General features: G+C 69.4%; 25 protein-coding genes. 13 read left to right on the top strand and 12 right to left on the bottom strand.

All coding sequences use genetic code 11. The annotated features are described in order from the left end of the window. Positions 1–381: 381 nt before the first annotated feature. Entirely contained in the window at positions 382–2592 is a 2211-nt protein-coding gene (locus AC5I49_RS23340) for a rhodanese-like domain-containing protein (protein ID WP_495789964.1), read from the bottom strand. A 223-nt stretch (positions 2593–2815) separates the two neighbouring features. Between AC5I49_RS23340 and AC5I49_RS23335 the strand changes: the two genes are divergently transcribed. Continuing rightward, a complete protein-coding gene (locus AC5I49_RS23335) occupies positions 2816–3805 on the top strand; it encodes a tripartite tricarboxylate transporter substrate binding protein (RefSeq protein WP_016450776.1) in 990 nt (329 codons plus the stop codon). A 15-nt stretch (positions 3806–3820) separates the two neighbouring features. Here AC5I49_RS23335 and AC5I49_RS23330 read toward each other — a convergent pair whose 3' ends face one another. Together AC5I49_RS23330 and AC5I49_RS23325 are read right to left on the bottom strand one after the other, a co-directional pair. Next, on the bottom strand, positions 3821–4237 hold the full coding sequence (locus AC5I49_RS23330) for a tautomerase family protein (RefSeq protein WP_013800576.1): 417 nt from the start codon (positions 4235–4237) through the stop codon (positions 3821–3823). A 60-nt stretch (positions 4238–4297) separates the two neighbouring features. Then, on the bottom strand, positions 4298–5104 hold the full coding sequence (locus tag AC5I49_RS23325; protein WP_495789963.1) for an SDR family NAD(P)-dependent oxidoreductase: 807 nt from the start codon (positions 5102–5104) through the stop codon (positions 4298–4300). Positions 5105–5266: 162 nt separating this feature from the next. Between AC5I49_RS23325 and AC5I49_RS23320 the strand changes: the two genes are divergently transcribed. Further along, positions 5267–5833 carry a winged helix-turn-helix transcriptional regulator gene (locus AC5I49_RS23320; protein ID WP_034363362.1) on the top strand — a complete coding sequence of 189 codons (567 nt, stop codon included), beginning with the start codon at positions 5267–5269 and terminating at the stop codon, positions 5831–5833. Positions 5834–5874: 41 nt separating this feature from the next. On the opposite strand, the gene AC5I49_RS23315 is transcribed toward AC5I49_RS23320, so the two are convergent. After that, on the bottom strand, positions 5875–6438 hold the full coding sequence (locus AC5I49_RS23315; RefSeq protein WP_016450779.1) for a fasciclin domain-containing protein: 564 nt from the start codon (positions 6436–6438) through the stop codon (positions 5875–5877). A 312-nt stretch (positions 6439–6750) separates the two neighbouring features. Between AC5I49_RS23315 and AC5I49_RS23310 the strand changes: the two genes are divergently transcribed. The 9 genes from AC5I49_RS23310 (at position 6751) to AC5I49_RS23270 (ending at position 15515) form a co-directional block, all read left to right on the top strand. After that, on the top strand, positions 6751–7722 hold the full coding sequence (locus tag AC5I49_RS23310) for a ferritin-like domain-containing protein (RefSeq protein ID WP_016450780.1): 972 nt from the start codon (positions 6751–6753) through the stop codon (positions 7720–7722). Positions 7723–7813: 91 nt separating this feature from the next. After that, positions 7814–8056, top strand: a complete 243-nt coding sequence (locus tag AC5I49_RS23305) for a hypothetical protein (RefSeq protein WP_133073889.1) — start codon at positions 7814–7816, stop codon at positions 8054–8056. A gap of 45 nt (positions 8057–8101) precedes the next feature. Then, a complete protein-coding gene (locus AC5I49_RS23300; protein WP_495789962.1) occupies positions 8102–9472 on the top strand; it encodes an Nramp family divalent metal transporter in 1371 nt (456 codons plus the stop codon). Positions 9473–9621: 149 nt separating this feature from the next. Beyond that, the gene (locus AC5I49_RS23295) at positions 9622–10101 is read left to right on the top strand and encodes a rhodanese-like domain-containing protein (RefSeq protein ID WP_034363355.1); all 480 of its coding nucleotides are present in this window, start codon (positions 9622–9624) and stop codon (positions 10099–10101) included. Between the two features lie 12 nt (positions 10102–10113). Then, positions 10114–11028 carry a serine O-acetyltransferase EpsC gene (gene epsC / locus AC5I49_RS23290; protein ID WP_013800567.1) on the top strand — a complete coding sequence of 305 codons (915 nt, stop codon included), beginning with the start codon at positions 10114–10116 and terminating at the stop codon, positions 11026–11028. Then, positions 11025–11297 carry a helix-turn-helix domain-containing protein gene (locus AC5I49_RS23285; protein ID WP_012207587.1) on the top strand — a complete coding sequence of 91 codons (273 nt, stop codon included), beginning with the start codon at positions 11025–11027 and terminating at the stop codon, positions 11295–11297. The genes epsC and AC5I49_RS23285 overlap by 4 nt, the downstream gene beginning before the upstream one ends. 83 nt (positions 11298–11380) lie before the next feature. Then, positions 11381–12313, top strand: a complete 933-nt coding sequence (locus AC5I49_RS23280) for a family 2A encapsulin nanocompartment shell protein (protein WP_013800566.1) — start codon at positions 11381–11383, stop codon at positions 12311–12313. Positions 12314–12325: 12 nt separating this feature from the next. After that, complete coding sequence (locus AC5I49_RS23275; protein ID WP_495789961.1) at positions 12326–14224, top strand: family 2A encapsulin nanocompartment cargo protein cysteine desulfurase; 1899 nt, start codon at positions 12326–12328, stop codon at positions 14222–14224. A gap of 286 nt (positions 14225–14510) precedes the next feature. After that, positions 14511–15515, top strand: coding sequence for a fimbrial protein (locus AC5I49_RS23270; RefSeq protein WP_495789960.1), 1005 nt, complete (start codon positions 14511–14513; stop codon positions 15513–15515). A gap of 92 nt (positions 15516–15607) precedes the next feature. Here the strand turns inward: AC5I49_RS23270 and AC5I49_RS23265 are convergent, their stop codons facing one another. The 5 genes from AC5I49_RS23265 to AC5I49_RS23245 form a co-directional block, all read right to left on the bottom strand. Continuing rightward, a complete protein-coding gene (locus tag AC5I49_RS23265) occupies positions 15608–16564 on the bottom strand; it encodes a Bug family tripartite tricarboxylate transporter substrate binding protein (protein ID WP_209800014.1) in 957 nt (318 codons plus the stop codon). Between the two features lie 44 nt (positions 16565–16608). Then, entirely contained in the window at positions 16609–17610 is a 1002-nt protein-coding gene (locus AC5I49_RS23260) for a tripartite tricarboxylate transporter substrate binding protein (RefSeq protein ID WP_016450801.1), read from the bottom strand. Between the two features lie 65 nt (positions 17611–17675). Then, positions 17676–18728 (bottom strand): hydroxyacid dehydrogenase, encoded by a 1053-nt coding sequence (locus AC5I49_RS23255; RefSeq protein WP_495789959.1) that lies wholly within the window; start codon positions 18726–18728, stop codon positions 17676–17678. Continuing rightward, positions 18728–19405 carry an RraA family protein gene (locus tag AC5I49_RS23250; protein WP_473041916.1) on the bottom strand — a complete coding sequence of 226 codons (678 nt, stop codon included), beginning with the start codon at positions 19403–19405 and terminating at the stop codon, positions 18728–18730. Before AC5I49_RS23250 ends, AC5I49_RS23255 begins: the two co-directional genes overlap by 1 nt. Positions 19406–19471: 66 nt before the next feature. After that, positions 19472–20689 (bottom strand): alpha-hydroxy acid oxidase, encoded by a 1218-nt coding sequence (locus tag AC5I49_RS23245; protein WP_495789958.1) that lies wholly within the window; start codon positions 20687–20689, stop codon positions 19472–19474. Positions 20690–20772: 83 nt separating this feature from the next. Here AC5I49_RS23245 and AC5I49_RS23240 point away from each other — a divergent pair, with 83 nt between their 5' ends. Both AC5I49_RS23240 and AC5I49_RS23235 read left to right on the top strand, forming a co-directional pair. Then, a complete protein-coding gene (locus tag AC5I49_RS23240; RefSeq protein ID WP_016452669.1) occupies positions 20773–21693 on the top strand; it encodes a LysR family transcriptional regulator in 921 nt (306 codons plus the stop codon). A 76-nt stretch (positions 21694–21769) separates the two neighbouring features. Then, positions 21770–21979 carry an oxidoreductase-like domain-containing protein gene (locus tag AC5I49_RS23235; RefSeq protein ID WP_126311022.1) on the top strand — a complete coding sequence of 70 codons (210 nt, stop codon included), beginning with the start codon at positions 21770–21772 and terminating at the stop codon, positions 21977–21979. Between the two features lie 35 nt (positions 21980–22014). On the opposite strand, the gene AC5I49_RS23230 is transcribed toward AC5I49_RS23235, so the two are convergent. From AC5I49_RS23230 to AC5I49_RS23220, 3 genes are all read right to left on the bottom strand, one after another. After that, the gene (locus AC5I49_RS23230) at positions 22015–22485 is read right to left on the bottom strand and encodes a RidA family protein (protein WP_012207603.1); all 471 of its coding nucleotides are present in this window, start codon (positions 22483–22485) and stop codon (positions 22015–22017) included. A 68-nt stretch (positions 22486–22553) separates the two neighbouring features. Continuing rightward, positions 22554–23369, bottom strand: coding sequence for an ABC transporter permease (locus AC5I49_RS23225; RefSeq protein WP_046986570.1), 816 nt, complete (start codon positions 23367–23369; stop codon positions 22554–22556). Between the two features lie 5 nt (positions 23370–23374). Next, the gene (locus tag AC5I49_RS23220) at positions 23375–24214 is read right to left on the bottom strand and encodes an ABC transporter permease (protein WP_252653156.1); all 840 of its coding nucleotides are present in this window, start codon (positions 24212–24214) and stop codon (positions 23375–23377) included. Positions 24215–24217: the final 3 nt, after the last annotated feature.

Below are 24217 nucleotides of genomic sequence, written 5' to 3'. Positions count from 1 at the left end.
GGCTGTTGGCTGTTGGCTGTTGGCTGTTGGCTGTTGGCTGTTGGCTGTTGGCTGTTCCCCAGCCTCCCCCCTTCTGCCCACGCCTGCGTTGGGCGGGATGCGGGGTGGCAGCCCTGCCGAAGGACAGGGCTGCTTCGTCATCTGACTTGCCGCAGTTGTTTGAGCGGCGCGCGAAGCGCAAAGCGAGTTCTGCGGCACACCCCGCATCCCGCCCAACGCAGGTCGCCCCGGAGCGCAGCGCAGGGGTCGTGGGCAGTTTGGGGCGCGCTTCTTTGCTTCCTTTCTTATCGCGCGATAAGAAAGGGAGTCGGCCGCCGGGCCGAAACCCGGCCTCGAAAAACAACCACCCGGCAGGGGCCAAAAGCAGACCAACAGCCAGACTCAAACAGCAGCCAGCAGCCGAATCCCAGCAGAACCATCCCGCTCCAACTGCTCAACCAACCCCAACTCCCAATCCAGATAAGCCCGAAACCCCGCATCCCTCAACCCCAGATCCCGATGCGCATAAGGGCTGTACCACTGGTCATCATCCCCCGTCAGCACATCCGCATCCCCCTGCCCCAGCGGCAGCCCGGCAGCAGCCCAGGCAGAAGTGCCGCCGACGACGGAGCGCACATCGCGCCCCGTGCGCGCCGCCAGTTCGGCCGCCACGCTGCGCGCCAGCACGCCGTCCGGCGAGGTGAGCACCACGACCTGGGCCGGCGGCAGGGCCTGCACGAAGGAGGGCAGACGATCAGGCACGGCAAAGCGCGCACCGGCGATGTGCTGCTTCTCGAAGGCGGGCCGGCTGTCCACGTCGAAGACGATGGCACGGCCTTCGCCCAGCAGCTCCTGCGCCTGCTGCACGGACAGCTGGGGCGCAGGCGCGTGGGAGGCGAGCACGCGCACGGGTTCGGCGCCGGTTTCCAGGGTGGCCAGCGCGGGCGGAACGTAGGTGAAGACTTCCCAGCCCAGCTGGGCCAGCCAGGCGCCGGTGGTGAGGGCGCGCACGCCGTCCCAGTCGGCCAGCACGATGCGTGCGCCGCGCGTGGCCGCGTATTCGTCGGTGGCCTGCACGAGTTGGCCGCCCGGCGCCCAGCGCCAGCCGGGCAGGTGGCCGGCCTGGTATTCCTCGCGGGTGCGCACGTCGAAGCGGTAGAGCGTGCGTTCGGTGGCTTCGGACTCGAAGCGGGCCAGTTCGGCCGCATCAATGGATTGCACGCCCGCGCGCTGCGCCACGCTGGCTGCGCGTTCGCGGGCGGTGGCCAGGGCGACGGCGCCGGGCTCGGGCAGCGGGGTGCGGCGGCCATGGGCCAGCCTGCGGCCGGTGAGCAGCCAGTCCATGGTGCCGTTGCGCAGCGAGACGACAGGGTTGGGGATGCCGGCGTCGATCAGGGTCTGAGCGCCCACGATGGAGCGCGTGCGGCCCGCGCAGTTGACGACGACCAGGGTTTGCGGGTCCGGGGCGATTTCGCCGATGCGGTAGACCAGTTCGGCCCCCGGCACGCTGAGCGCAAAGGGCAGGCTGAAGGCCGCGAATTCCTCGGGGGTGCGGCTGTCGACGACGACGATGTTGTCGCCGCGCTGCACGCGCGCGCCCAGCTCGTCCGAGGTGATCCAGGGCGTGTGCTTTTCATGCTCGATGACTTCGCCGAAGGCCTTGCTGGGCACGTTGGTGCCGCTGAAGATTTCCAGCCCCTCGGCCGCCCAGCCTTCGGTGCCGCCTTCGAGCACGGAGACGTTGGGCCAGCCCAGGCGCACGAGCTTGGCGGCGGCTTCATGGGCCAGCGTGCCGTCGCCGTCCACCAGCACGATGCGCGTGCCGCGGCGCGGCACCAGGCGGTCGATGAGCTGCTCCAGCCGCCAGGCCGGGGCCGGCGCCGCGAACAGGATGTGGCGGTGCGCGAAGACACCGGCCTCGCGCACGTCGAGCACGGCGATTTCCTCGCCGTCGGCCAGGGCCTGCCGCAGCGCGGCGGGCGTGACCAGCGCATGGCGAATCGACTTGGGCGGGCCGAAGGTGCGGAAGCTGCCGCCTTCCAGGCTCTCGAAGACCACGCGATCGGGCATGCGCTCCAGGCCGCGCCCGTAGAAGTGCAGGTGCAGGCCGGGTTCCTCGCCGATCAGCTCGATGGTGTGCACGTCGGTGGGCGTGAGCACTACCGAGGTTCCGCTGCCGACATCGACGCTGCGGCCCACCGCCAGGGTGTCGCGCAGCGGGTCGTCGGTCTTGCCGCGTTTGAAGAACACGTTGCGCTCCACGCCTTCGACGCCCGCGATGATGGCCCAGGTGGTGTGGTCATGCGGCGGCTGGGACTTGCCCGGCAGGCCGGTGGACAGGTACAGCGCATAGCGCCCGCCCAGGTCTTCGCTGAGGCGGTAGACCTGGGCCGGGTTGCTGGCCGAGACGGGGAAGTGCGCATGCGGGAACAGTTCGCGCTGCAGGCCCAGCGCCTCCAGCTCGCGGGCCACGGCCTGCAGTTGCTCGGGCGTGGCCCGCTCGGGATCGGGGAGCAGGCGCCGGGCCGTGGCGATGAAGCCGGTGATGGCGGCTGCGCGGCGGCTGGCCACGTCGCTGCCGCTGAAGTCGATGGAGAGATGGGTCTGTGTCATGGGAGTGCCTGGGAGGACGTTCGCGGGAGGACACGAAGTTAGGCCTCTCCCGCCCTGGCGCCAACGACGCATTGCAGATATGGATATGAGCTTTGGGCACTGCGCGCGCAAGCGTGACGCACGTTGTGCGGCAGCCGCATATGCATAGCCGCAATGCTTAGTTCACGCCGCGCCAGGAGCCTCCCAGACTGCGGGCATCGACTCTCTGCACTCCGGCACTCCCATGATCCGCACCCCGTCTGCGCTGCGCGCACTGCTGCTTCCCCTGTTCTCCGCCCTGGCCCTGCACGCGCCTGCGGCCCTGGCCTCGGCCGACAGCTTTCCGAATAAGCCGGTGCGCATCATCGTGCCCGTGGCGCCCGGGGGCAGCGCCGACAAGCTCACGCGCACGCTGGCCGACAAGCTGGCCGCGCTGTGGGGCCAGTCGGTGGTGGTGGAGAACGTGGCCGGGGCCAGCGGCACCATCGGCGCGGCCAAGGTGGCCAAGGCCGCGCCCGACGGCTACACCCTGCTGCAGCAGGGCGAAGGCCTCACGCTCAACGGCCTGCTGTTCGCCCAGCTGCCCTACGACACGCAAAAGGCCTTCACGCCCATCATCAAGGCCGTGGTCAATCCGCAGGTGCTGGTGGTCAACCCCGGCACGGGCCTGAACACGCTGGGCGACTACCTGGCCCGCGCCAAGGCCAAGCCGCAAAGCATCAGCCTGGGCCTGCCCGGCAATGGCGGCATTGCCCATGTGGCGCATGAAATCCTCACGCAGGAGACGGGCGCCAAGGTCAACTACATTCCCTACCCGGGCGGTGGCCCCGCCGCGCTGGACGTGCTGGGCGGCCATACCGACGCCACGCTGATCACGCTGGCCGCCGTGACCGAGTACGTGCGCGCCGGCAAGCTGCGCGCCCTGGCCGTGACCACGCCCTACCGCTCCGACGCCCTGCCCCAGGTACCCACCATGGCCGAGGCCGGCGTGCCCGGCTTCTCGGTGGAAAGCTGGCAGGGCTACTTCGCCCCGGCCGGCACGCCTGCGCCCATCGTCGCCAAGATCAACCGCGACCTGCAGACCGTGCTGCAGGCGCCCGATGTGCGCGCGCAGCTGGAGCACATGGGCTTCAAGGTGGCGGGCGGCTCCCCAGCCGACCTGGGCCAGAGCCTGCAAAGCGAGCGCCCGCGCTACGCCCGCGCGATCCAGTCGGCGGGGCTGTCGCTGCGCTGAGGTGCAGGCAGGACCTCAGAGGGGAGAGGGCCGATTGTCCAGGCGCCACTTCTCCCCCTCGGGCGTGCCCGGCACGGGCGGGCGCAGGCCCTGGATGCTCCACAGGCTGAAGGGTGTCTCGTCCACATGCATCTCCCAGCGCAGGCCACGGTCGGCAATGAAGGGGGACAGCTGCCGCCGCACGCCTTCGAGGAACCGTGTCTTGGTCTCCTCGTCGCGGATCTGCCGCGCGATGTGGTCCACGGAGATGCGCACGAAATCGTCGGCAGGCTCGCCGCCGATGAAGAACGAAGTGCGCGCCACGGCCTCGAACACCACGCCCACGTAAAAGCGCGGCAGGTCGCCGTAGACGGCCGTGATGCGCTGGGCGATGGCCTGTTTGTCTTCATCGCTGAAGGCGTTTTCGGGGTGGTAGATCTTCCACAGGGGCATGGCTTTCTCCGGGGCAAAAAGAGGAGTACGGGAATCCGGGGTGGCGACGCAGCGCGGCCGTCAGGCCGGCTGGCCTGCATCCGCAGCCTGGTAGCGCGCCGCCGGCACGCCGCTGAGCGTCAACGCCTTGACGAGATCGGCGCGCGATTGGTCAAAGTCCAGCCAGGCGGTCGTGCTGCCCAGCGTGGGAAAGCAGATGGCCTCGCCCTGGTCCAGCGCCGCCAGGGCCGTGTCCACCAGGGTCTCGGGCGACATGAACAGGTGCTCGGGAAAAGGAGAAGGCTTGCCCCCGAAGAACTCCGAGCGCACCAGGCTGGGCATCACGGCCTGCACCATGACGCCGCTGGAAGCGAGCTCGGCCTGCAGCGAGCGCGTGAAGTTCAGCACATAGGCCTTGGAGGCGCCGTAGCTGGAGGCGCCCGGCACCGGCATCACGGCCAGGATGGAGCCGATGTTGATCAGCGTGCCCCGGCCGCGCGTGGCGAAAAGCCGCGCCGCCGCCAGCGACAGCCGCGTCAGCGCATGGATGTTGACCATGACCATGCGATCGACCTCGCCCGCATCCACCTGGGCGGCCGGGCCCAGGGCTCCCAGGCCGGCGCAGTTCACCAGCATGCGGATGTCACGCTCACCCGACAGCAGCGCCGCCACGCGCTGCAGGCCGGCGGCGTCGGCCAGGTCGGCGGCCACCACCTCGACCTCGCGGCCATGCGCGCTGCGCAGGCGCTGCGCCAGCGCCTGCAGCCGGTCCTCGCGGCGTGCGACCAGGATCAGGTCATGGCCGCGTGCGGCCAGGCGATCGGCATAGACGGCGCCGATGCCGGAGGAGGCGCCAGTGACGACGGCGGTGCCTTGATGCGTGCTCATGGGAGAAGTCCTTGCTTGGGTCAAGCGGTGGTTGAAAGTGGCTTCAACTATAAACTTCAATCATTAGAGCTACAAGCACGCAATCCACCTTTGCGGGCCGGGCTTGCGTTTTGCTGAGACACTCCAGGCCTGCGACAACGCGAACAGACAACGAGGAATTCCATGCGATCCAAGAGCTTCGAGGGCATGGCCTGCTCGATCGCCACCACGCTGGAGGCCGTAGGCGACCGCTGGGCCATGCTGGTGCTGCGCGACCTGATGCTGGGCCTGAGCCGCTATGACGACCTGAGAAAGTCCACGGACATCACCAACGCCACGCTGACCGACCGCCTGCGCCAGCTGGAGCAGTCCGGCCTGGTCGAGCGCCGCCTCTACCAAAGCGGCCCGGACCGCTACGAGTACCTGCTCACGCCCAAGGGCCGCGACCTGTCCCTGGTGATCCAGGCGCTGGCCCAGGTCGGCGACCGGTGGCGCCTGCAGCAAGAAGCGCAGCCGCCCATGCGCTTTGTGCGTGCGCAGTCGGGCACGCCCCTGCGGCTGGCGCTGGTTGAGGAGGAATCGGGCCAGAGCGTGCCCTTTTCCGAGCTGCGCGTGGAGGCCGGCCCCGGCGCGGACGACCTGACGCGCTGGCGGCTGTCCAAGCTGGCCGCGCAGGCCGGGACGCCGGCAGCGGCTTGCGGCGTTGCGCCCGCAAGGCGCATGGCGAAGGCACAAGGCTCCGGCCACTGACCACGGCGGTCAGTGGCCGGCCCGCTCGCTGCCTGTGCCGCTCACTTGGGCAGCAGCACCTTGTCGATCACGTGGATCACGCCGTTGGACTGGTAGACGTCGGGAATCGTCACCGTGGCCATGCCGCCCTTTTCATCGGTCAGCATGATCTTGGAGCCGCTGGACTTGGCCACCAGCGTGCCGCCGCTGACGGTCTTGATGCTGGCCATGCCCTTGCCGTCCTTGATCATCTTGGACAGCGCCGCTGCATCCCACTTGCCGGCCACCACGTGGTAGGTCAGCACCGTGGTCAGCGTGCCCTTGTTCTCGGGCTTGAGCAGGGTGTCCACCGTGCCTGCGGGCAGGGCCTCGAAGGCGGCATTGGTGGGCGCGAACACGGTGAACGGACCCGGGCCCTTGAGCGTATCGACCAGGCCCGCCGCCTTGACGGCTGCGACCAGGGTGGTGTGGTCCTTGGAGTTGACGGCGTTGTCGATGATGTCCTTGGACGGCAGCATGGGTGCACCGCCCACCATCACATCGGCCATGGCGGCCACGGAGGCTGCCGACATCACGATGGCCAGGCCGAACGAGGCCAGCTTGCGGGTGTTTTGAATCGAGACCATGGAATGCTCCTAGCGGGTTGATGACAAGCCGAACGATTCCGGCTGATCTGGATACGCAGCGCAGCGGGGTCTGGATTCAAAAAAGAAAAAGAAACGGCGGCATCCGCAAACCGTTACCGACGCTTTCAATTGCGGCACATCCAGACCTGCGCGGCCTGCGTACTGCCGGATAGCGGGGACGCATCCCATTCCCCTGGGGCAGGTGGCCACCTCTTCAGTGGAACGCGCTTTCGCCACACCCGTGTGCTTTCGGCCGGAGGCGCATTCTTCACGTTGACCGTTCGCGCCTGCCGCGAACCGAGAGGAACCATCATGTCCGACGAATCAGTGTTGATAGGGGTTTTGCAAAAACGTGCCAAGAAGCTGGAGGACAGGCGCCAGTTCTTCCGCAAGACCAGCGGCGTGGCCGTGGGCATGGCGGGCGGGGTGATCCTGTCCGCCTGCGGCGGCGGCGGGGGCGATGCGAATGCGCAGGCCAACGGGCCCACGGATGCGGAGATCCTGAACTTCGCCCTCAACCTGGAGTATCTGGAGTCGCAGTTCTATCACTACGCGGTGTTCGGCACCGGCCTGCCCGCCAACCTGCAGTCGGGCGTGGGCACGCAGGGCGCCATCACGGGCGGCCGTGCCGTGGCCTTCAAGGATCCCGTGGTGGCGCAGTACGCCAAGGAGATCGCCCAGGACGAGATCGCCCACGTGGCCTTCCTGCGAGCGGCGCTGGGCTCGGCAGCGGTGGCGCAGCCGCAGATCGACATCGGCGGAACCGACCCGAACGGCGCCTTCTCGGTGGCCGCGCGAGCGGCCGGGCTGGTGGGCGCGGGCACGGCCTTCGATCCCTATGCGAGTGACGAGAACTTCCTGCTGGGGGCCTTCATCTTCGAGGACGTGGGCGTCACCGCCTACAAGGGCGCATCGCCGCTGATCACCAACAAGACCTATCTGGAGGCAGCCGCCGGCATCCTGGCCGCCGAGGCCTACCACGCAGGCCTGGTGCGCACGGTGCTGTACGCCAAGGGACTGGCCACGCCCGCGCTGCGCACGGCGGCCGGCGCCATCTCGGATGCGCGCGACAGCCTGGACGGCTCCACCGACGTGGACCAGGGCATCACGGGGGATGCCACCACGTCCAACATCGTGCCGCTGGATGCCAACGGCATCGCCTACAGCCGCTCGCCGGGCGACGTGCTGAACATCGTGTACCTGACCAAGGACACGGCGACCAAGGGCGGGTTCTTCCCGTCCGGCGTGAACGGCTCGCTGGTGATGAGCAGCGCCTACGCCTGACGCGGACCGCCCGCCTGCCCCGCACCGGCCGGGGCAGGCGGGCTTCCCCGGGGCTGGCCCGAGACAAGCGTTCCCCTGCCAAGGAGTTGCCATGATGTCCCTTCTGCCTTCCTCATCCGCCCCCCGCACGCCGGCCAGCACGCCGGGCCGCACGCCGCGGCGCCTGAAACCTTCCACCGTGGCGCGCCGCTGCGTGGGCAGCCTGATTGTGCTGGCCGGCGCGGTCATCGTGACCGGAGATCTCGTGGCGCTGTGGCGCGGCGCAGGCACTGATGCCGCACCCGCCGCCGCAGCCATGGCACCCGCCAGCGGCCTGGTGCCGACGGCCCGATAGGCATCCCCCCTGCAACCGCGTGCCCCCGCCGGCGGAAAGGCCCCCATGAACGACACCGTGCTTGCGGCTGAACAGGGCCGCTTCGGCGCCATCGAACCGGACCACGGCCACGCGGGCACGCCCAGCCTGCCGCAGGTGCATCGCAGCATTGCCGTGCCGCGCGGCGACAGCCGCTCGGACAACGCGCGCCGCGTGCTGGCGTTTGCCGGGCCCGGCTACATGGTGGCCGTGGGCTACATGGACCCGGGCAACTGGGCCACCTCCATCGCGGGCGGCTCGCAGTTCGGATACTCGCTGCTGGCGGTGATCTTTGCCTCCAACCTGATGGCCATGCTGTTCCAGGCGGCGGCCGTGCGCCTGGGCCTGGCCAGCGGGCGGGACCTGGCCCAGGCCTGCCGCGCGCAGTTTTCCCCGCGCATCAACCTGGTGCTGTGGTTCTTCTGCGAGATCGCCATCGTGGCCTGCAACCTGGCCGAGGTGCTGGGCATGGCCATCGGCCTGAACCTGCTGTTCGGCCTGCCGCTGCTGGCCGGCGTGTGCATCACGGTGGTGGATGTGATGCTGATCCTGGCGCTGCAAAGCCGGGGCTTTCGCTGCCTGGAATCGGTGGTGATCGCCCTGGTGGCATTGATCGGCCTGTGCTTTGCCGCCCAGCTGGTGTGGCTGCAGCCGCCCGTGGCGGCCGTGCTGCGCGGGCTGCTGCCGGGCATGGAGATCGTGGCCAATCCGCAGATGCTGTACCTGGCCGTGGGCATCGTGGGGGCCACGGTGATGCCGCACAACCTCTACCTGCATTCGTCCATCGTGCAGACACGCCGGCATGACACCACGCTCAAGGGCACGCGCCAGGCCATCCGCCTGGCCACGCTGGACTCCACGGTGGCGCTGGGGCTGGCGCTGTTCGTGAACGCCGCCATCCTGGTGGTGGCGGCCGGCGCGTTCAACCGGCCCGGCCAGGCGCCGGTGACCGAGCTGTCGGACGCCTACCACCTGCTGTCGCCGCTGCTGGGCGTGGGCATCGCCAGCGCGGTGTTCGGCGTGGCGCTGCTGGCCTCGGGGCTGAGTTCTTCGGTCACGGGCACGCTGGCCGGGCAGATCGTGATGGAAGGCTTCTTGCAGATCCGCCTGTCGCCCGCGCTGCGCGCCCTGCTGACGCGCTGCATCGCCATCGTGCCCGCCGTGGTGGCCACCGCCTGGTTCGGCAGCACCGGCGCCAGCGCCCTGCTGGTGTTCAGCCAGGTGGTGCTGAGCCTGCAATTGCCGTTTGCCATCGTGCCGCTGCTGCTGTTCACCACGCGGCGCAAGACGCTGGGGGAGCTGGCCTTTGGCCCCAGGATGGCGGCGGTGCTGTGGGGCTGCGCGGCCCTGGTGGTGTCGCTGAACCTGTGGATGCTGCAGCGGGTGCTGACGGCCTGATCGCCCGAACCGGGCATGGCGCCGCGCGGCGCCTGCATAGACGTTTTGCTTCTATCAAACGCCGCTCTTGTTCGTTGGTGGCTTGCCGCGAAGTTCTTAGATTGGTGCCCATAGCCACCAACCCGCGAACTCTCCGCAAGGACGACGACATGACAGCCCTCACTTTGGAAACCGCCTTGCCCCGGGCGCTGCAGGAGGCACAGGACCACGCCCGCGCACAGGGGCTGGGCCACGCAGGCGGCGTGCGCCCGCCCGTGGCCTGGGCGCTGGTGCAGGCCGGCCAGGCCGTGCTGGTCGATGTGCGCACGGCCGAGGAACGCAAGTTCGTCGGCCAGGTGCCCGGCACCCTGCACGTGCCCTGGGCCACGGGCACGGCCCTGACGCGCAACCCGCGCTTTGCCCGCGAGCTGGAAGCGCGCCTGGCCCCGCACGGCGGCAAGGAGGCCGTGGCCCTGCTGCTGTGCCGCAGCGGCAAGCGCTCGGTGCTGGCGGCCCAGGCGGCCGCCCAGGCCGGATTCGCCCATGTGTTCAACGTGCTCGAAGGCTTCGAGGGCGAGATCGACGCGCGCCAGCAGCGCGGCAAAAACGACGGCTGGCGCTTCCACGGCCTGCCCTGGATTCAAGACTGAAGGAGCACGCAGATGGCCAGTTTCGACATTGCCGGACTCACCCAGAACCTGCATGCGGCGCGCCGCGAATGGCGCGAGGCGCACGGCCGCACCCAGGAGCCCGGGGCGCGCGAGTTTCCCTCGCGCGACGCGCTTTCCACCCTCATCGACCAGCTCAAGGCAGCCCTGTTTCCCATGCGCCTGGGCCCGCACGACCTGCGCCAGGAAAGCGAGGACATCTTCGTGGCGCACCAGCTGGACTCGGCCCTGCATGCGCTGCTGGGCCAGATACGGCTGGAGCTGCGGCTGTCCGCGCCCCACACGGCAGCGGGCGCCGATGCCATGGCGCTGGACATCGCCCGCGCCTTTGCCGAGTCCCTGCCCCAGATCCGCCGCCTGCTCGACAGCGACGTGCTGGCCGCCTTCCAGGGCGATCCCGCCGCGCGCAGCGTGGACGAGGTGCTGCTGTGCTATCCGGGCGTGCTGGCCATGATCCACCACCGCCTGGCCCACCAGCTGTACCTGCTGGAGCAGCCGCTGCTGGCGCGCATCGTGGCCGAGCTGTCGCATGCGCAGACGGGCATCGACATCCACCCGGGCGCGAAGATCGGACGGGGCTTTTTCATGGACCACGGCACGGGCGTGGTGATCGGCGAGACCGCCGTGATCGGCGAGCGCGTGCGGCTGTACCAGGCCGTCACCCTGGGCGCCAAGCGCTTTCCCACCGATGAGCACGGCCACCTGCGCAAGGGCCTGGCGCGCCATCCGGTGGTGGAGGACGACGTGGTCATCTACGCGGGCGCCACCATCCTGGGCCGCGTCACGCTGGGGCGCGGCGCCGTCATCGGCGGCAATGTCTGGGTGACCGAGGACGTGCCGCCCGGCGCCCACGTCACCCAGGCCCATGCGCGCGAGCACGCGCAGCAGCCCCGGGAGGTGGCCCTATGAGCACCCGTCTTGTCACCAGCTTCGGCATTGCCGTGCGCCAGGCGCGCGAGGCCCATGGCTGGTCCCAGGAGCGGCTGGCCGAGCACTCGGACCTGAACCGCTCCTACGTGGGAGAGATAGAGCGCGGCCGCGTCATCGCCTCGCTGCTGACCGTGGAGAAGCTGGCCGTCTCGCTGGGCGTGCAGCCCTCGGCCCTGGTCATGCGCGGCGAGACCGTGGCCCACGACCAGCTGGTGCGGGGCCTTCGCTTGGCGGCTATAGCATGTTGAAGACATGTGCGCGGGCCGGGACACTGGCCCTGTTTCCCCTCCTTCCCCTTCCCTTTTTCCTGAACTGATCACGGAGTCTGCACATGTCGGCAACAGTGGGCGGCACGACCGCGCTAGGCGACAACGCCGCGCGGCAACTGGCCAACGCAACCAAAACCGTTCCCCAGCTTTCGACCATCAGCCCGCGCTGGCTGACGCACCTGCTGCAATGGTCGCCGGTGGAGGCGGGCATCTACCGCCTCAACCGCGTCAAGAACCCGGAGGCCATCAAGGTCACCTGCACGGCCAAGCAGGAAGACAACCAGCTGCCGCGCACCTATGTGGACTACGAGGAGCAGCCGCGCGAGTACTTCCTCAACGCCGTCTCCACCATCCTGGATGTGCACACGCGCATCTCCGACCTCTACAGCAGCCCGCATGACCAGATCAAGGAACAGCTGCGCCTGACCATCGAGACCATCAAGGAGAACCAGGAAAGCGAGCTGATCAACAACCCCGACTACGGCCTGCTGGCCCAGGTCACGGACGAGCAGCGCATCTTCCCGCTGACCGGCGCGCCCACGCCCGACGACCTGGACGAGCTGCTGACCAAGGTCTGGAAGGAGCCCGCCTTCTTCCTGACCCATCCGCTGGCCATTGCCGCCTTCGGCCGCGAGGCCACGCGCCGCGGCACGCCGCCGCCCACGGTCAGCCTGTTCGGCTCGCAGTTCATCACCTGGCGCGGCATTCCGCTGATCCCCTCGGACAAGGTGCCCGTGGCCGATGGAAAAAGCAAGATCCTGCTGCTGCGCGTGGGCGACAAGCGCCAGGGCGTGGTCGGCCTGTACCAGCCCGGCCTGCCGGGCGAGCAGAGCCCGGGCCTGTCGGTGCGCTTCATGGGCATCAACAACCATGCCATCGCGTCCTACCTGATCTCGCTGTACTGCTCGCTGGCCGTGCTCACGCCCGATGCGCTGGCCGTGCTCGACGATGTCGAGATCGGCAAGTACCACGACTATCCCGACACCTACAAGTAAAGAGGCCGGGCGTTGACCGTGTCTGCAATCACCTCCGTGGCGCCCCAGGCGCCCTTCGACCCCGAGGCGCTGGCGCGCATGGCCAACGCCCTGTTCTCCGCCGCACCGGGATCGGCTCCTGCCCTGCCGGGTCTTCCGGGTCTTCCCGGCCTGCCTGCTGGCGTGCAGGCGCCCGTGAACGTGGCGCCCCCGGGCTCGCCGCTGGCCAGCCCCGCAGGCCTGGGCCCCGGCGTGCCGGGCACGCCCATCCCGCAGGGCCAGGCGCCGGGCAGCAACCTGCTGCCGGCCTCGCCCGCGCCGCTGGCCTCGCTGGCCCACCGCGCGCCCGCGCTGCTGCCCCATGCCCAGGCCGGCAACGGCGTGCCCGACCATGTCGTGAGCGCCCTGCCCGCCTACGAGCCGCGCCTGGGATCGCAGGTACTGGGCGTGCCCCAGCGCCGGGGCGATCCGCTGGATGCGCTGGCCGCGCTCCCGTTCACGGCACCTGCTGCACCTGCGGCACCCGCCGTGCCGCGCATCGGCGTGCCCACAGAAGGGCCCGGCATTGCGTCCACCGTGCCTTCGGCCGAGCCGCGCTTTTACTTTGTCGATCCCGTGGTACTGCCCGCCGGCTACACCACGCCGGCCCATCCGCTGCAGCACCAGCAGGCTTCGCACGGGGCAAGGCATGGAGCGGCCGGCGTGCAGGCGCCCTTCGACGTGCATGCCGTGCGCCGGGACTTTCCCATCCTGTCCGAGCACGTCAACGGCCGGCCCCTGGCCTGGCTGGACAACGCGGCCACCACGCACAAGCCGCGCGCGGTGATAGAGCGCATCCGCCATTTCTACGAGCACGAGAACTCCAACATCCACCGCGCAGCCCATGAACTCGCTGCCCGCGCCACCGACGCCTACGAGGGCGCGCGCGAGCGCGTGCGCCGCTTCATCAACGCGCCCGACGTGAACGAGGTCATCTTCGTGCGCGGCACCACCGAGGCCATCAACCTCGTGGCCAAGAGCTGGGGCTGGCAGCATGTGGGCGAGGGCGACGAGATCATCGTCTCCCACCTGGAGCACCACGCCAACATCGTGCCCTGGCAGCAGCTGGCGGCCGCCAAGGGCGCGAAGATCCGCGTGATCCCGGTGGACGACTCGGGCCAGGTGCTCATCGATGAATACCGCAAGCTGCTGAACCCGCGCACCAAGATCGTCTCCGTCACCCAGGTCTCCAACGCGCTGGGCACGGTCGTGCCCGTGCAGCAGATCGTGGAGCTGGCCCACCAGGCGGGCGCCCGGGCCCTGGTCGATGGCGCGCAGTCGGTCTCGCACATGGCCGTGGACGTGCAGGCCATCGGTGCGGACTTCTTCGTGTTCTCGGGCCACAAGGTCTTCGGGCCCACGGGCATCGGCGTGGTCTGGGGACGGCGCGAGGTGCTGGAGGACATGCCGCCCTGGCAGGGCGGCGGCAACATGATCGCCGACGTGACCTTCGAGAAAACCGTCTACCAGCCCCTGCCCAACACCTTCGAGGCCGGCACCGGCAACATTGCCGACGCCGTGGGCCTGGGCGCCGCCATCGACTACGTGCAGGCCCTGGGCATGGAGCGCATCGCGCGCTACGAGCACGACCTGCTGCAGTACGGCACGCAGGCGCTGGCGCCCATCCCCGGCCTGCGCCTGATCGGCACGGCGGCCGACAAGGCCAGCGTGCTGTCCTTCGTGCTCAAGGGCTGGACCACGGCCGAGGTGGGCGAGGCGCTCAACGCCGAAGGCATCGCCGTGCGCACCGGCCACCACTGCGCCCAGCCCATCCTGCGGCGCTTCGGCGTGGAGACCACCGTGCGGCCCTCGCTGGCCTTCTACAACACCACCGAGGAAATCGACCGGCTGGCAGCCGTGGTGCAGGGGCTGGCGGCGCGCAGGCGGGGTTGAGCCACCGGCTCAGCCCAGGCGTCTTGCAAAGGCGTCGCCCGTGGCGGCCATGCCCAGGCGGCCGTGCCCAGGCGGCCGCCCACGTCGTTGGCGCCGCTTGCGCCCGGTGTGCCGCAGGCCGGACCCGGTGGCAATGCCGCGCAACAGCAGCGGACGGAACACGGCATTGGAGTCATGAAAAAGCATTGCCAATATCAGAATGATCCTATGGATTTCCATCAATCATAGGAATAGACTTTGGAGCGCGCCCATCAAACTCTCCTGCATCGTTTCCGGTTTCATTCATATGAAAAAAATCAGATATTTTCTCATTACGGCAACGCTTTGCTTTTCTGTAAGCTCCATTTATGGAGGCATATTTACCCCGGCGTCGTCCACCATCCAACTACCGGAAATCATCAACGTTCCCGCAGGAAATATCATGAATGGATCAGTGCTATGGGAATCGCCCATGGTCAAATCCACCCTCGACACAATTTCCTACAGTGTGCTTTCGGGGCCATCTTCAGAAATATGGCCCAAAATCATGAACCCCACCACGCTGGACGGCGATATCTACTCCACATCTTTGCGCGGAATAGGAGTCCGTTGGCGTGCCATATGGAAAGCCAGGAATTTCCCCAATGGCAAAACCATGTCCATCACCACTACGTCCAACAATGCAGGGGCCACGGGATGGCTAAGGAATGATGTACATGAGCAAACCATATGGATGCAACTCATCAAGACAGGCGCCGTTCAATCGGGCACTTTCAGCGTCAGCAGCTATTCATCCGCCCAGTTTGACTGCAATAGCCTTTGCAATAACTGGCTCGTGAAGGCGACCGGCAGCACCGTGGTGCGCACAGGCGCCAGTTGCCGGGTGAAGACGAGCAACATCGCCGTGAACCTGCAGCGAATCAACAGGTCACTGTTCAACGGGATAGGCGCTACCTCCGCGCCCCAGCCATTCGATCTGGAACTGATATGCACCGGGGGCGAAGCCAATTCCACCCTGCGCCCGTTCGTCACGCTCACGGATGCCAACGATGCCGCCAACCGCTCCGATGTGCTGACGGTGACCGGAGGGGCTGCCGGCATCGGCATCCAGATCCGCAGCAGCGACAAGGTCATCAGCTACGGCGAGGACTCCGCCAACTTCGGCAATCCCAACCAGTGGCAGGCGGGCACCATCACCCCAGACACCAGCAACCACGTGATTCCATTGACGGCGCGCTATGTCCAGACCCAGCCCTCCGTCACCACGGGCCTGGCCAACGGACGGGCCACCTTCACGCTCAACTACCAGTGACCTGCCAGTGACCTGCAAGTGACACGCTGGCTGCATTGCGGCTGCGCAGGCGCCCGTGCCGATCCTGCGTGGCCGCCCGCACCCGGCTGCGCTCACTCGGCTCTGGCCCCCGACACCCGCACCTGCTCGGCCGCCACGGGCATCTGCTCGCGCACGAAGCGCCAGAACGCGTCCACGCCCATGGGCTTGACGGGCAGCGAGCCTTGGTCGATGAACTGCTTTTGCACCTCGGGATTGCGCAGCGCCGTGGCCAGTGCGCCGTTCAGGCGCTCCAGCGCCGCGCGCGGCGTGCCGGCCGGGGCAACCAGCCCGTACCAGGAGTCGGTGTAGAAGCCCTTGACGCCTGCTTCCTCGAACGTTGGCACATCGGGCAGGGCCGGCAGGCGCTGGCGTGAGGCCACGGCCAGGGCGCGCAGCTTGCCTGAACGGATGAAGGGGATGGCACCGGTGGTGAGCACGAAGTCCACGCGGCCCGCCATCAGGTCGGTCATGGCCGGGGCCGTGCCCTTGTAGGGGATGTGGGTGACATCCACGCCCGTGAGCTGCTTGAAGCTGGCGCCTGCCAGATGCTGGCTGGAGCCCACGCCGCCCGAGCCGTAGTTGAGCTGGCCCGGCCTGGCGCGCGCCGCCTCCAGCAGATCGTTGACCGAGCGCAGCGGCGAGGCCACGGGCACCAGCAGCACGCTGGGCGAGGTGGTGATCATGCCGATGGGCGCGAAGTCCTTGAGCGGGTCGTGGTTCAGCTTGGCGTAGAGCGCGGAGTTCAGGCCGTGCGAGGCCACGGTGGCCAGCATGATGGTGTTGCCATCGGGCCTTGCGCGGGCTGCCGCGTCGCTGCCCAGGTTGCCGCCCGCGCCGGCCCGGTTGTCGATGGTGATGGGCTGGCCCAGGGCCTCGCTCATGCGCGTGGCCGCCAGCCGCGCCACGTTGTCGGAAGGGCCGCCCGCAGGCCAGCCCACGATGAGGGTGATGGGGCCTTGCGCCAGGGCCGGCAGGGCCAGGGCGCACAGGGCCAGCGCAGCCAGGCTGCGGCGCGGCAGACAGCGCATGGCGGTCGTCCTTGTGAATTCAAAGGTTGGCATGGCCAGGGCCTTCAGGGCTTGCCGTCCTGCCAGGGCATTTCGGTCCAGAGCTTGCGAAAGCCGGCCTCGGTGCGCTCCAGCTCGGCCGCGTAGGCGGGCGGCGCCAGGTAGCGCAGCGGCGCGTACATGGCCTCGGCCTGCTGCCTGAACTGCGGGTCGGCCGCGATGGCGGCCACGGCATCGACCAGCTTTTTGCGCACGCCTTCGGGCAAGCCCTTGGGCGCGGCCAGGCCGCGCAGGGAGGCCAGCTCGATATCGATGCCCTGCTCCTTGAACGTAGGCACCTGCGGCGCCAGCGAGCTGCGCGCGGCCGACATCTGGCCCAGCAGGCGGATGGGAGTTCCGCCCTTCTGGTAGGCCAGCACCTCGCCCACGTTGATGGCGCCGATGGTGATCTGCTGGCCCGTGGCGGCGGCGCGCACCTCGCCCGCGCCCTTGTAGGGCACATGGGTGAGCTGCGTGCCGGTGGCCTTGGCGAACAGCAGCATGGCCAGGTGGTCGTCCGAGCCCGTGCCCGTGGTGCCCACGGTCACGGCGCCGGGGTTGGCCCGGGCGTAGGCGGCCAGGCCGGCCAGCGTGGTGATGGCGTTGCTGTTGTGGATGGCAAAGCCGCCCGGGTCGTCCACCAGGTTGCCCAGCAGGTCGTACTGGCTCCAGTGGAAGCTGCTCTTGCGCTCGATGGGAATGGTCAGCACGTTGGGCGTGTTGATGAAGCCGATGGTGTAGCCGTCCGGCTTGGCCCGCGCCAGTTCGCCAAAGCCGATGCCGCCGCCCGCGCCGGGGCGGTTGAGCACGACCACGCTGCCGCCCAGCTTCTTTTCCAGATGGCGGGCCAGCAGCCGCGCCACCAGGTCGGTGCCGCCGCCGGGTCCGTAGGCCACGATCATCTCGATGTTGCGCGAGGGATAGGGGGCCTCGCCCTGAGTCTGGGTCTGAGCCTGGGCCAGGGCCGGCAGCGCCATGCAGGCGGCGGCCAGGCCTGCGCACAATGCGCGCCTTGCTTGCTGTGTCATCTTTGTCTCCTGGGTCGCCTCTTGCAGTGGTCTGAGAGGCTTTGTAGTCATGGTGAAGGAAGCGGCTAACGGGACGGGGAACGGGACGGGTCCAAGGCCCGGGCGATGCGCTCGCGCGCATGCGGCCAGACCTCGGGATTGACCAGGCGCGCGGGCCGCTGGCCGTCGGCCAGCAACTGCACGATCTGGGTGGCAGCCAGCTCGGCGTTGTTGCGCCGGGCCTCGTGCGTGACACCGGCGGTGTGGAAGGTGGCCACCACCTGGGGCAGGGCCAGCAGCGGATGGGAGGCGGGCGGCGGCTCCTGGTCCCAGACATCGAGCCCGGCGCCGGCCAGGTGGCCGCTGGCCAGGGCGGCGTGCAGGGCGGCCTCGTCATGGATACCGCCGCGCGCCGTGCTCACGAAGATGGCGCCCGGCTTCATGGCCGCAAAGGCAGCGGCGTCCATGAGCCCCAGCGTGGAGGCATCGCGCGGGCAGTGCAGGGAGACGATGTCCGCGCGCTGCAGCAGCTCGTCGAAGCCGACGGCCTCGGCCCCGCGCGCTGCCAGGCCGGCCGCGTCGTAGGCCGGGTCGCAGCCGATCACCTGCATGCCGAAGGCCCGGCCCAGGGCCGCGACGCGGCTGCCGGCCTCGCCCACGCCCACCAGGCCCAGGGTGCGGCCGCGCAGCTCGTGGCCCATCACGTCCTCGCGGCTGAAGCCCCTGGCCGGAGCGCGCAGCAGGCGGTCGGATTCGTTGATGCGGCGCAGCACGGACAGCATCAGGCCGATGGCCATCTCGGCCACCGAATCCGCGTTGCCGCCCGACTGGTTCATCACGGCCACGCCGGCGCGCGTGCAGGCCTCGATGTCGATGGTGTCGCAGCCCGATCCGCTGGAAGATACCGCCAGCAGATCGGGGCAGCGCGCCAGCAGGTCCGCCGTGGCGAACCAGTGGCGCGGCAGCTCGTCCTTGGCGGCCGTGATCTGGTAGACCTGTGCACCGGCCAGGGCCTGCCAGGCGGCGGCATCGTCGCCCTCGCGCCGGCAGGTGACCAGCTGCACTCCAGGCGCGGCCGAGACGATGCGGTCGAAGGCCGCATCCAGCCAGTAGTCGAAACGGACAACGCGGCGGTCCATCACAGCAGCCCCTTGGCGGCCAGCGTGCGCGCCACCCAGGAGCGGTCGGCGCGGCCTGCGGCAATGGCGGCGAGCACGTCGGCCTCGTCGCGCTGTATGGCCTCCACGCGGTCGGCAATGGCGGCGGCATCGGCGGCGGGCACGGCCAGCAGGCCGTCGCCGTCGCCCAGCACCAGGTCGCCCGGGTGGACCACCATGCCGTCGATGCTCACGGGCACGTGCAGCTCGCCGGGGCCATCCTTGTAGGGGCCACGGTGCGAGACGCCGCGGGCATACACGGGCAGGCCGTGCTGGCCGATGGTGTCGCTGTCGCGGATCAGCCCGTCGATGACGATGCCGGCCGCGCCGCGCGCCATCATCAGCGCCAGCATGATCTCGCCAATGATGGCGTTGGGCCCGGCGCCGCCCGCGTCCACCACGATCACGTCGCCGGGGCCGCAGATGTCGATGGCCTGGTGCACCATGAGGTTGTCGCCGGGCCGCGTGCGCACGGTCAGCGCACGGCCCACCAGCGGCCCCTGGCGGCGATGGAAGGGCCGCAGCGCCGAGGTGCCCGTGGTGCGGCTCATGGCGTCGCTGACATTGGCGACCGGAAAGCCGCGATAGCGCTGCAGCAGCGCATCGCCAAGGGCGGCCTCGGGCCGGGCGTGGATATGGAATCCGGGAATCTTGCTCACTGCTGTGTCTCCGTCTGTGTCTGTTGTCTGTGTCCGTTGTCTGTGTCGATGCCGCTGTCTTGCCGCTCAGAAAGCATCCCAGGCCTGCGCGTGGCGCACGCAGGCCGGCGTGATCTGGTCCAGGCGCGTGGCACCCAGCATGGCCATGTCGCGCAGCACCTCCTCGCGCAGCAGGGCCATGGCGTGGGCCACGCCCGCCGGCCCGGCCACCGAGGCCGCGTAGTTGAAGGGCCGGCCCACGAACACGCAGCGCGCGCCCAGGGCCAGGGCCTTGAGCACGTCGGTGCCCCGGCGCACGCCGCTGTCCAGCATCACCGGCAGGCCGGGCACGGCGCGCACGATGCCGGGCAGCACGCGCAGCGGTGCCACGGAGCCGTCGAGCTGGCGCCCGCCGTGGTTGGAGACGATGAGGCCGTCGGCGCCGTGGTCCCGCGCCAGCACGGCGTCTGCGGCCGAAAGAATGCCCTTGACCACGAGCTGCCCCTGCCAGCGCTGGCGGATGGCGGCCAGATGCGGCCAGGCCAGGTGGGAGCGGTCCGAGAAATCACGCATCACGCTGGCCGACAGGATGGGCGCGCCCCGGTGCGCATAGTTGTTCTCGAAATGCGGCATGCCGTGGCGCCACAGGGTCTTGAGAAAGCTGCCGAACAGCCAGCGCGGGTGGCTGATGCCCTGCCAGGCCAGGCCCGGCCCGGGCCGCAGCGGCGTGGAGAAACCGGCGCGCACATTGTTCTCGCGGTTGGCGGCCACGGGCGTGTCCACCGTGATCACCAGGGTCTGCACGCCGGCGGCGGCCACGCGGTCCAGCAGCGCATCGATCTGGCCCTGGTCGCCCGGCAGGTAGGCCTGGAACCAGGTGTGGGGCGCGGCCGCCATCACCTCCTCCAGCCGGATCAGCGAGGAGCCGCTCATGATGGCCGGCACGCCCGCCTGCTGTGCGGCCTGGGCCAGCACCAGGTCGCCCCGGTAGGCCGACAGCGCGGCAATGCCCATGGGCGCCACGCCGAACGGCGCTCCGTAGCGGCGCCCGAACAGCTCGAAGGAGGGGTCGCGCTGTGCCACGCCCACCAGCGCGCGCGGCACGAAGGCCAGCTCGGCAAAGGCGCGGCGGTTGTCCGCCAGCGAGGCGTTGTCCTCCACCGCCCCGCTGATGTAGGCATGGATGGGGCGCGGCAGGTGCCGCCGCGCCAGCCGCTCGAAATCGTCAAGCGACAGCACGCCGCGCAGGCGGCGCGGTGGCGTGGCGGAAGCGGCAGGGACGGCAGGGACGGCAGGCGTAGGCATTGCCAGCCAATGTAGGAGGGCGCAATTCCAAAGAAAAGCGAAATAAATCGGAATCAATGTTTCGCTTTTGTGAAAATATCGCCATGACCCTCAAACAGCTCGAAGCCTTCTACTGGGCCGCCACCTGCCTGAACTTCAGCGTGGCCGCCGACCGCGTGCACCTGTCGGTCTCATCGCTGTCCAAGCGCATTGCGGAGCTGGAGGCCTCACTGGGCGTGCAGCTGTTCGACCGCAGCGGCCGCGCCGCCGAACTCACGCCCCAGGGCGAGCAGCTGCTGCCGCGCATCCGCGAGCTGCTGCACGGCGCCGCCCAGCTGCGCGAGGCGGCGGGCCGCAGCGTGGGCCTGCAGGGCCGCTGCCGCATCGGCTTTGGCGAACTCAGCGGCCTGACCTGGCTGCCCCGGCTGGTGCAGAAGGTGGCCGAGCTGCACCCCGACCTGCAGCTGGAGCCCCACACCGACATCGGCCAGGTGCTGGAGCAGCGCATCGTCGATGGCGAGCTGGACTGCGTGGTCATTGCCGGGCCATCGTCGCGCAGCAGCCTGGCCTTCGAGCAGGTCGCCCAGGTGCGCTTCGTCTGGGCCGCCAGCGACGACTTCATCGCCCGCGCCGGCACCGGCCTGCCCCGGCGCCTGGTGCGCGAGCAACTGCTGATCGCCCTGCCCACCGGCTCGGGCGCCACGCGCACGCTGGACGACTGGCTGGGCCGCCACGGCCTGGCCGTGGAGCGGCGTCTTTCCTGCAACAGCTGGGGCGCCGTGGTGGGCATGGTGGTGGACGGCCTGGGCTTCACCTACATGCCCGAGCAATGGGCCCTGGCCCTGCAGCAACGCGGCCGCCTGCGCGTGCTGGACGGCAGCGCCGAGGCCGCAAAGCACAGCGCGCTGGCCCCGCTGACCTACACCGTGCAATGGCGCCGCGACGATGCCCGGCCGCTGATCACGGAAATGCGCGAGATCATCCGCAGCGTGATCGATTTCCCGGCGCCGCGCTGTTTGAGTTGAACTTGCACCCTGGCGGCCCCATGCCCTTTAGCCCGCGCGCAGCAGCCACGGCAGGAGCTGCTGGACAATCACCCCCATGACCACCGCGCCTCTCCCAGATTCCGCAGATCCCGCCGCCTCCGCCGACCCCATGCCCCAGCCGCCCGAGCAGCCCGACCTGGACGCCTGCTGCGGCAATGGCTGCGACCCCTGCATCTTCGACAGCTATGACCTGGCCATGGACGAGTACCGCCAGGCGCTGCGGGCCTGGAAGGCGCGCAACGAAACGCCGGCGGGCCAGGGATAGGAATAGGGATCGGGGTAGGGATCGGGGTAGCGCGATCAGTCCACGCGGGCGATCAGGTCCAGCTCCACGGCCGCACCCTTGGGCAGCTGCAGCACGCCCACCGAAGTGCGCGTGTGGGCACCCACGGGGCCCAGCACCCGGGCGATGAGGTCGGAGGCGCCATCGGCCACCTCGCTTTGCTGGGTGAAATCGGGCGCCGAGCGCACATAGACGGTGATGCGTGCAACGGCGCGCACGGCATCGAGCGAGCCGGCCGCGCGCTGCACGAAGGCCAGGGCCCGCATGGCACAGATGGCGGCGGCCGTTCTGGCCGATGCCAGGTCGATCCCGGCGCCGACCGTCCCCACGTAGAGCACTTCATCGCCCACGCGGGGAATCTGCCCGCTGACGAACAGCTGCTGGCCGTCGCGCACGACGGGGCTGTAGTTGCCGCCTATCTTGATCTCGCCATCGAAGCGGTGGCCGAGCTCGAGGGCGGCCTGGGCGAAGCGTTCATCTGCTGTCATGGTCTGGTGTCCGGAGTAAGGCAAGCGCGCAGTCTAGAGCGTGTTATGCACCGGCGCCTGCGGCGGCTTCAACTGCCCGTGGACGCGTAATGCCTCACCCCCATGCGCCAGGCGCCCGAGGCCAGCCAGAGGAAGGCAAAGCCGGCCAGCGGCGAGACCCAGCCCAGCCAGGCTGGTGCGCCCAGCGGGTCGGGCTTGCCCAGCACAGCCAGCGCCGGGTAGTAGGCCACGCAGGCCAGCGGCACGGCGAAGGTCAGCAGGCGGCGAAACCACTGCGCGTACAGGGCCAGCGGGTACTGGGCGGCCTCGACGCTGCCGTAGCTCAGCACATTGGCGGCTTCCAGGCTTTCCACGGTCCAGAACGAGAGCGCACCCTGCAACACGAGGATGCCCAGGAACAGCGCCACGCCGCCCGCCACCGCGAACAGCGCCACGGCGACGGCCTGGGGCGTCCACACCACGGCGCCCTGGGCCGTGGCAAAGCCCAGCACCAGCAGGCCCTGCAGCAGGCGGCCCAGGCGGCTGATGCGCACGTCATGGCCCATGAGCTGCAGCCACACGGGGCGCGGGCGCAGCAGCAGGCGGTCGAAGGCGCCGGTGCGCAGGAACTGCGTGCCCAGCACGTCGAAGCCCCGGCCCAGCGCATCGGCCAGGGCGAACATGCAGTTCACCAGGCCATAGAACACGGCCACTTCGCCGATGCGCCAGCCCTGCACCTCGCCAAACCGGTGGAACAGCGCCCAGACGGCGATGACCTCGATGCCCGTGACCAGGAACTGGCCCAGGGTCAGCATCAGCGCCGAGGCGGGGTAGCGCGCCTGCCCGCCCAGCGAGGCCAGCGCCAGGCGCAGGAACATGGACAGCGATCCTTTGTGCTTGGCCATGGTCTTCACCCTCCCTGCACTTCGAGCCGGCGCATGGTGCGCGCCATGGCCGCGCGGCCCAGGGCCACGATCACGGCAATCCACAACACCTGCAGCGCAAGGCAGGCCAGCATCTGCGCACCGGCCATCTGGCCGAAATAGATGCGCGCAGGAATGTCCATCACGCCGGCCAGCGGCTGCAGCAGCAGCGCGGTCTGCCAGGCGTCGGGCATCAGCGCCAGCGGCAGCAGGTTGCCCGACAGCACGATGACCACGGGCGCGGCCAGCGTGTTGATGCCTTTTTCATTGAGCGCGGCGGCGGCGGCAACGTTCAGCAGCATGACCAGTGCCGTGGACAGCAGCAGCGCCAGCAGCATGGAGGCGGCAAAGCCCAGGCCTGCGGCCCAGCCGGCCGGCGGCTGCCAGCCCCAGGCGCCCAGCCCCGTCAGCGGCAGGGCCAGCCCTGCAAACGCCACCATCAGCGCCACGCGTGGCAGCACGCGCGCGGCGATCCAGCCAGCCGAGCGCACGAACCACAGCGCATAGGCATCCACGGGCCGCAGCCGGTCATAGGCGATGGCGCCCGTGCGCACGGCCAGGGCCACGTCGGGGTCGCCGCTCCAGGGCAGCAGCGCGAACAGGCCCTGCGCCAGCCAGGTGTAGGTGATGGCATGCTCCAGCGAAATCGGCGCGCCGGCCGATGCTGAGGCACTGCCGTAGAACGCCGCCAGCACCATGGTCTTGATGGCGCCCCACCAGCACTGCGTGGCAAAGCCCGCGTAGGCGGCCGTGCGGTACTGCAGCATCACCAGGAACCGCGATGCAAAGGCCGCCACATAGGGGCGCAGGAGTTCACGCAGCGTCATGCC

The sequence above is a fragment of the Delftia sp. genome, assembly GCF_059499305.1.
This window is presented reverse-complemented; position numbering and strand designations above follow the sequence as displayed.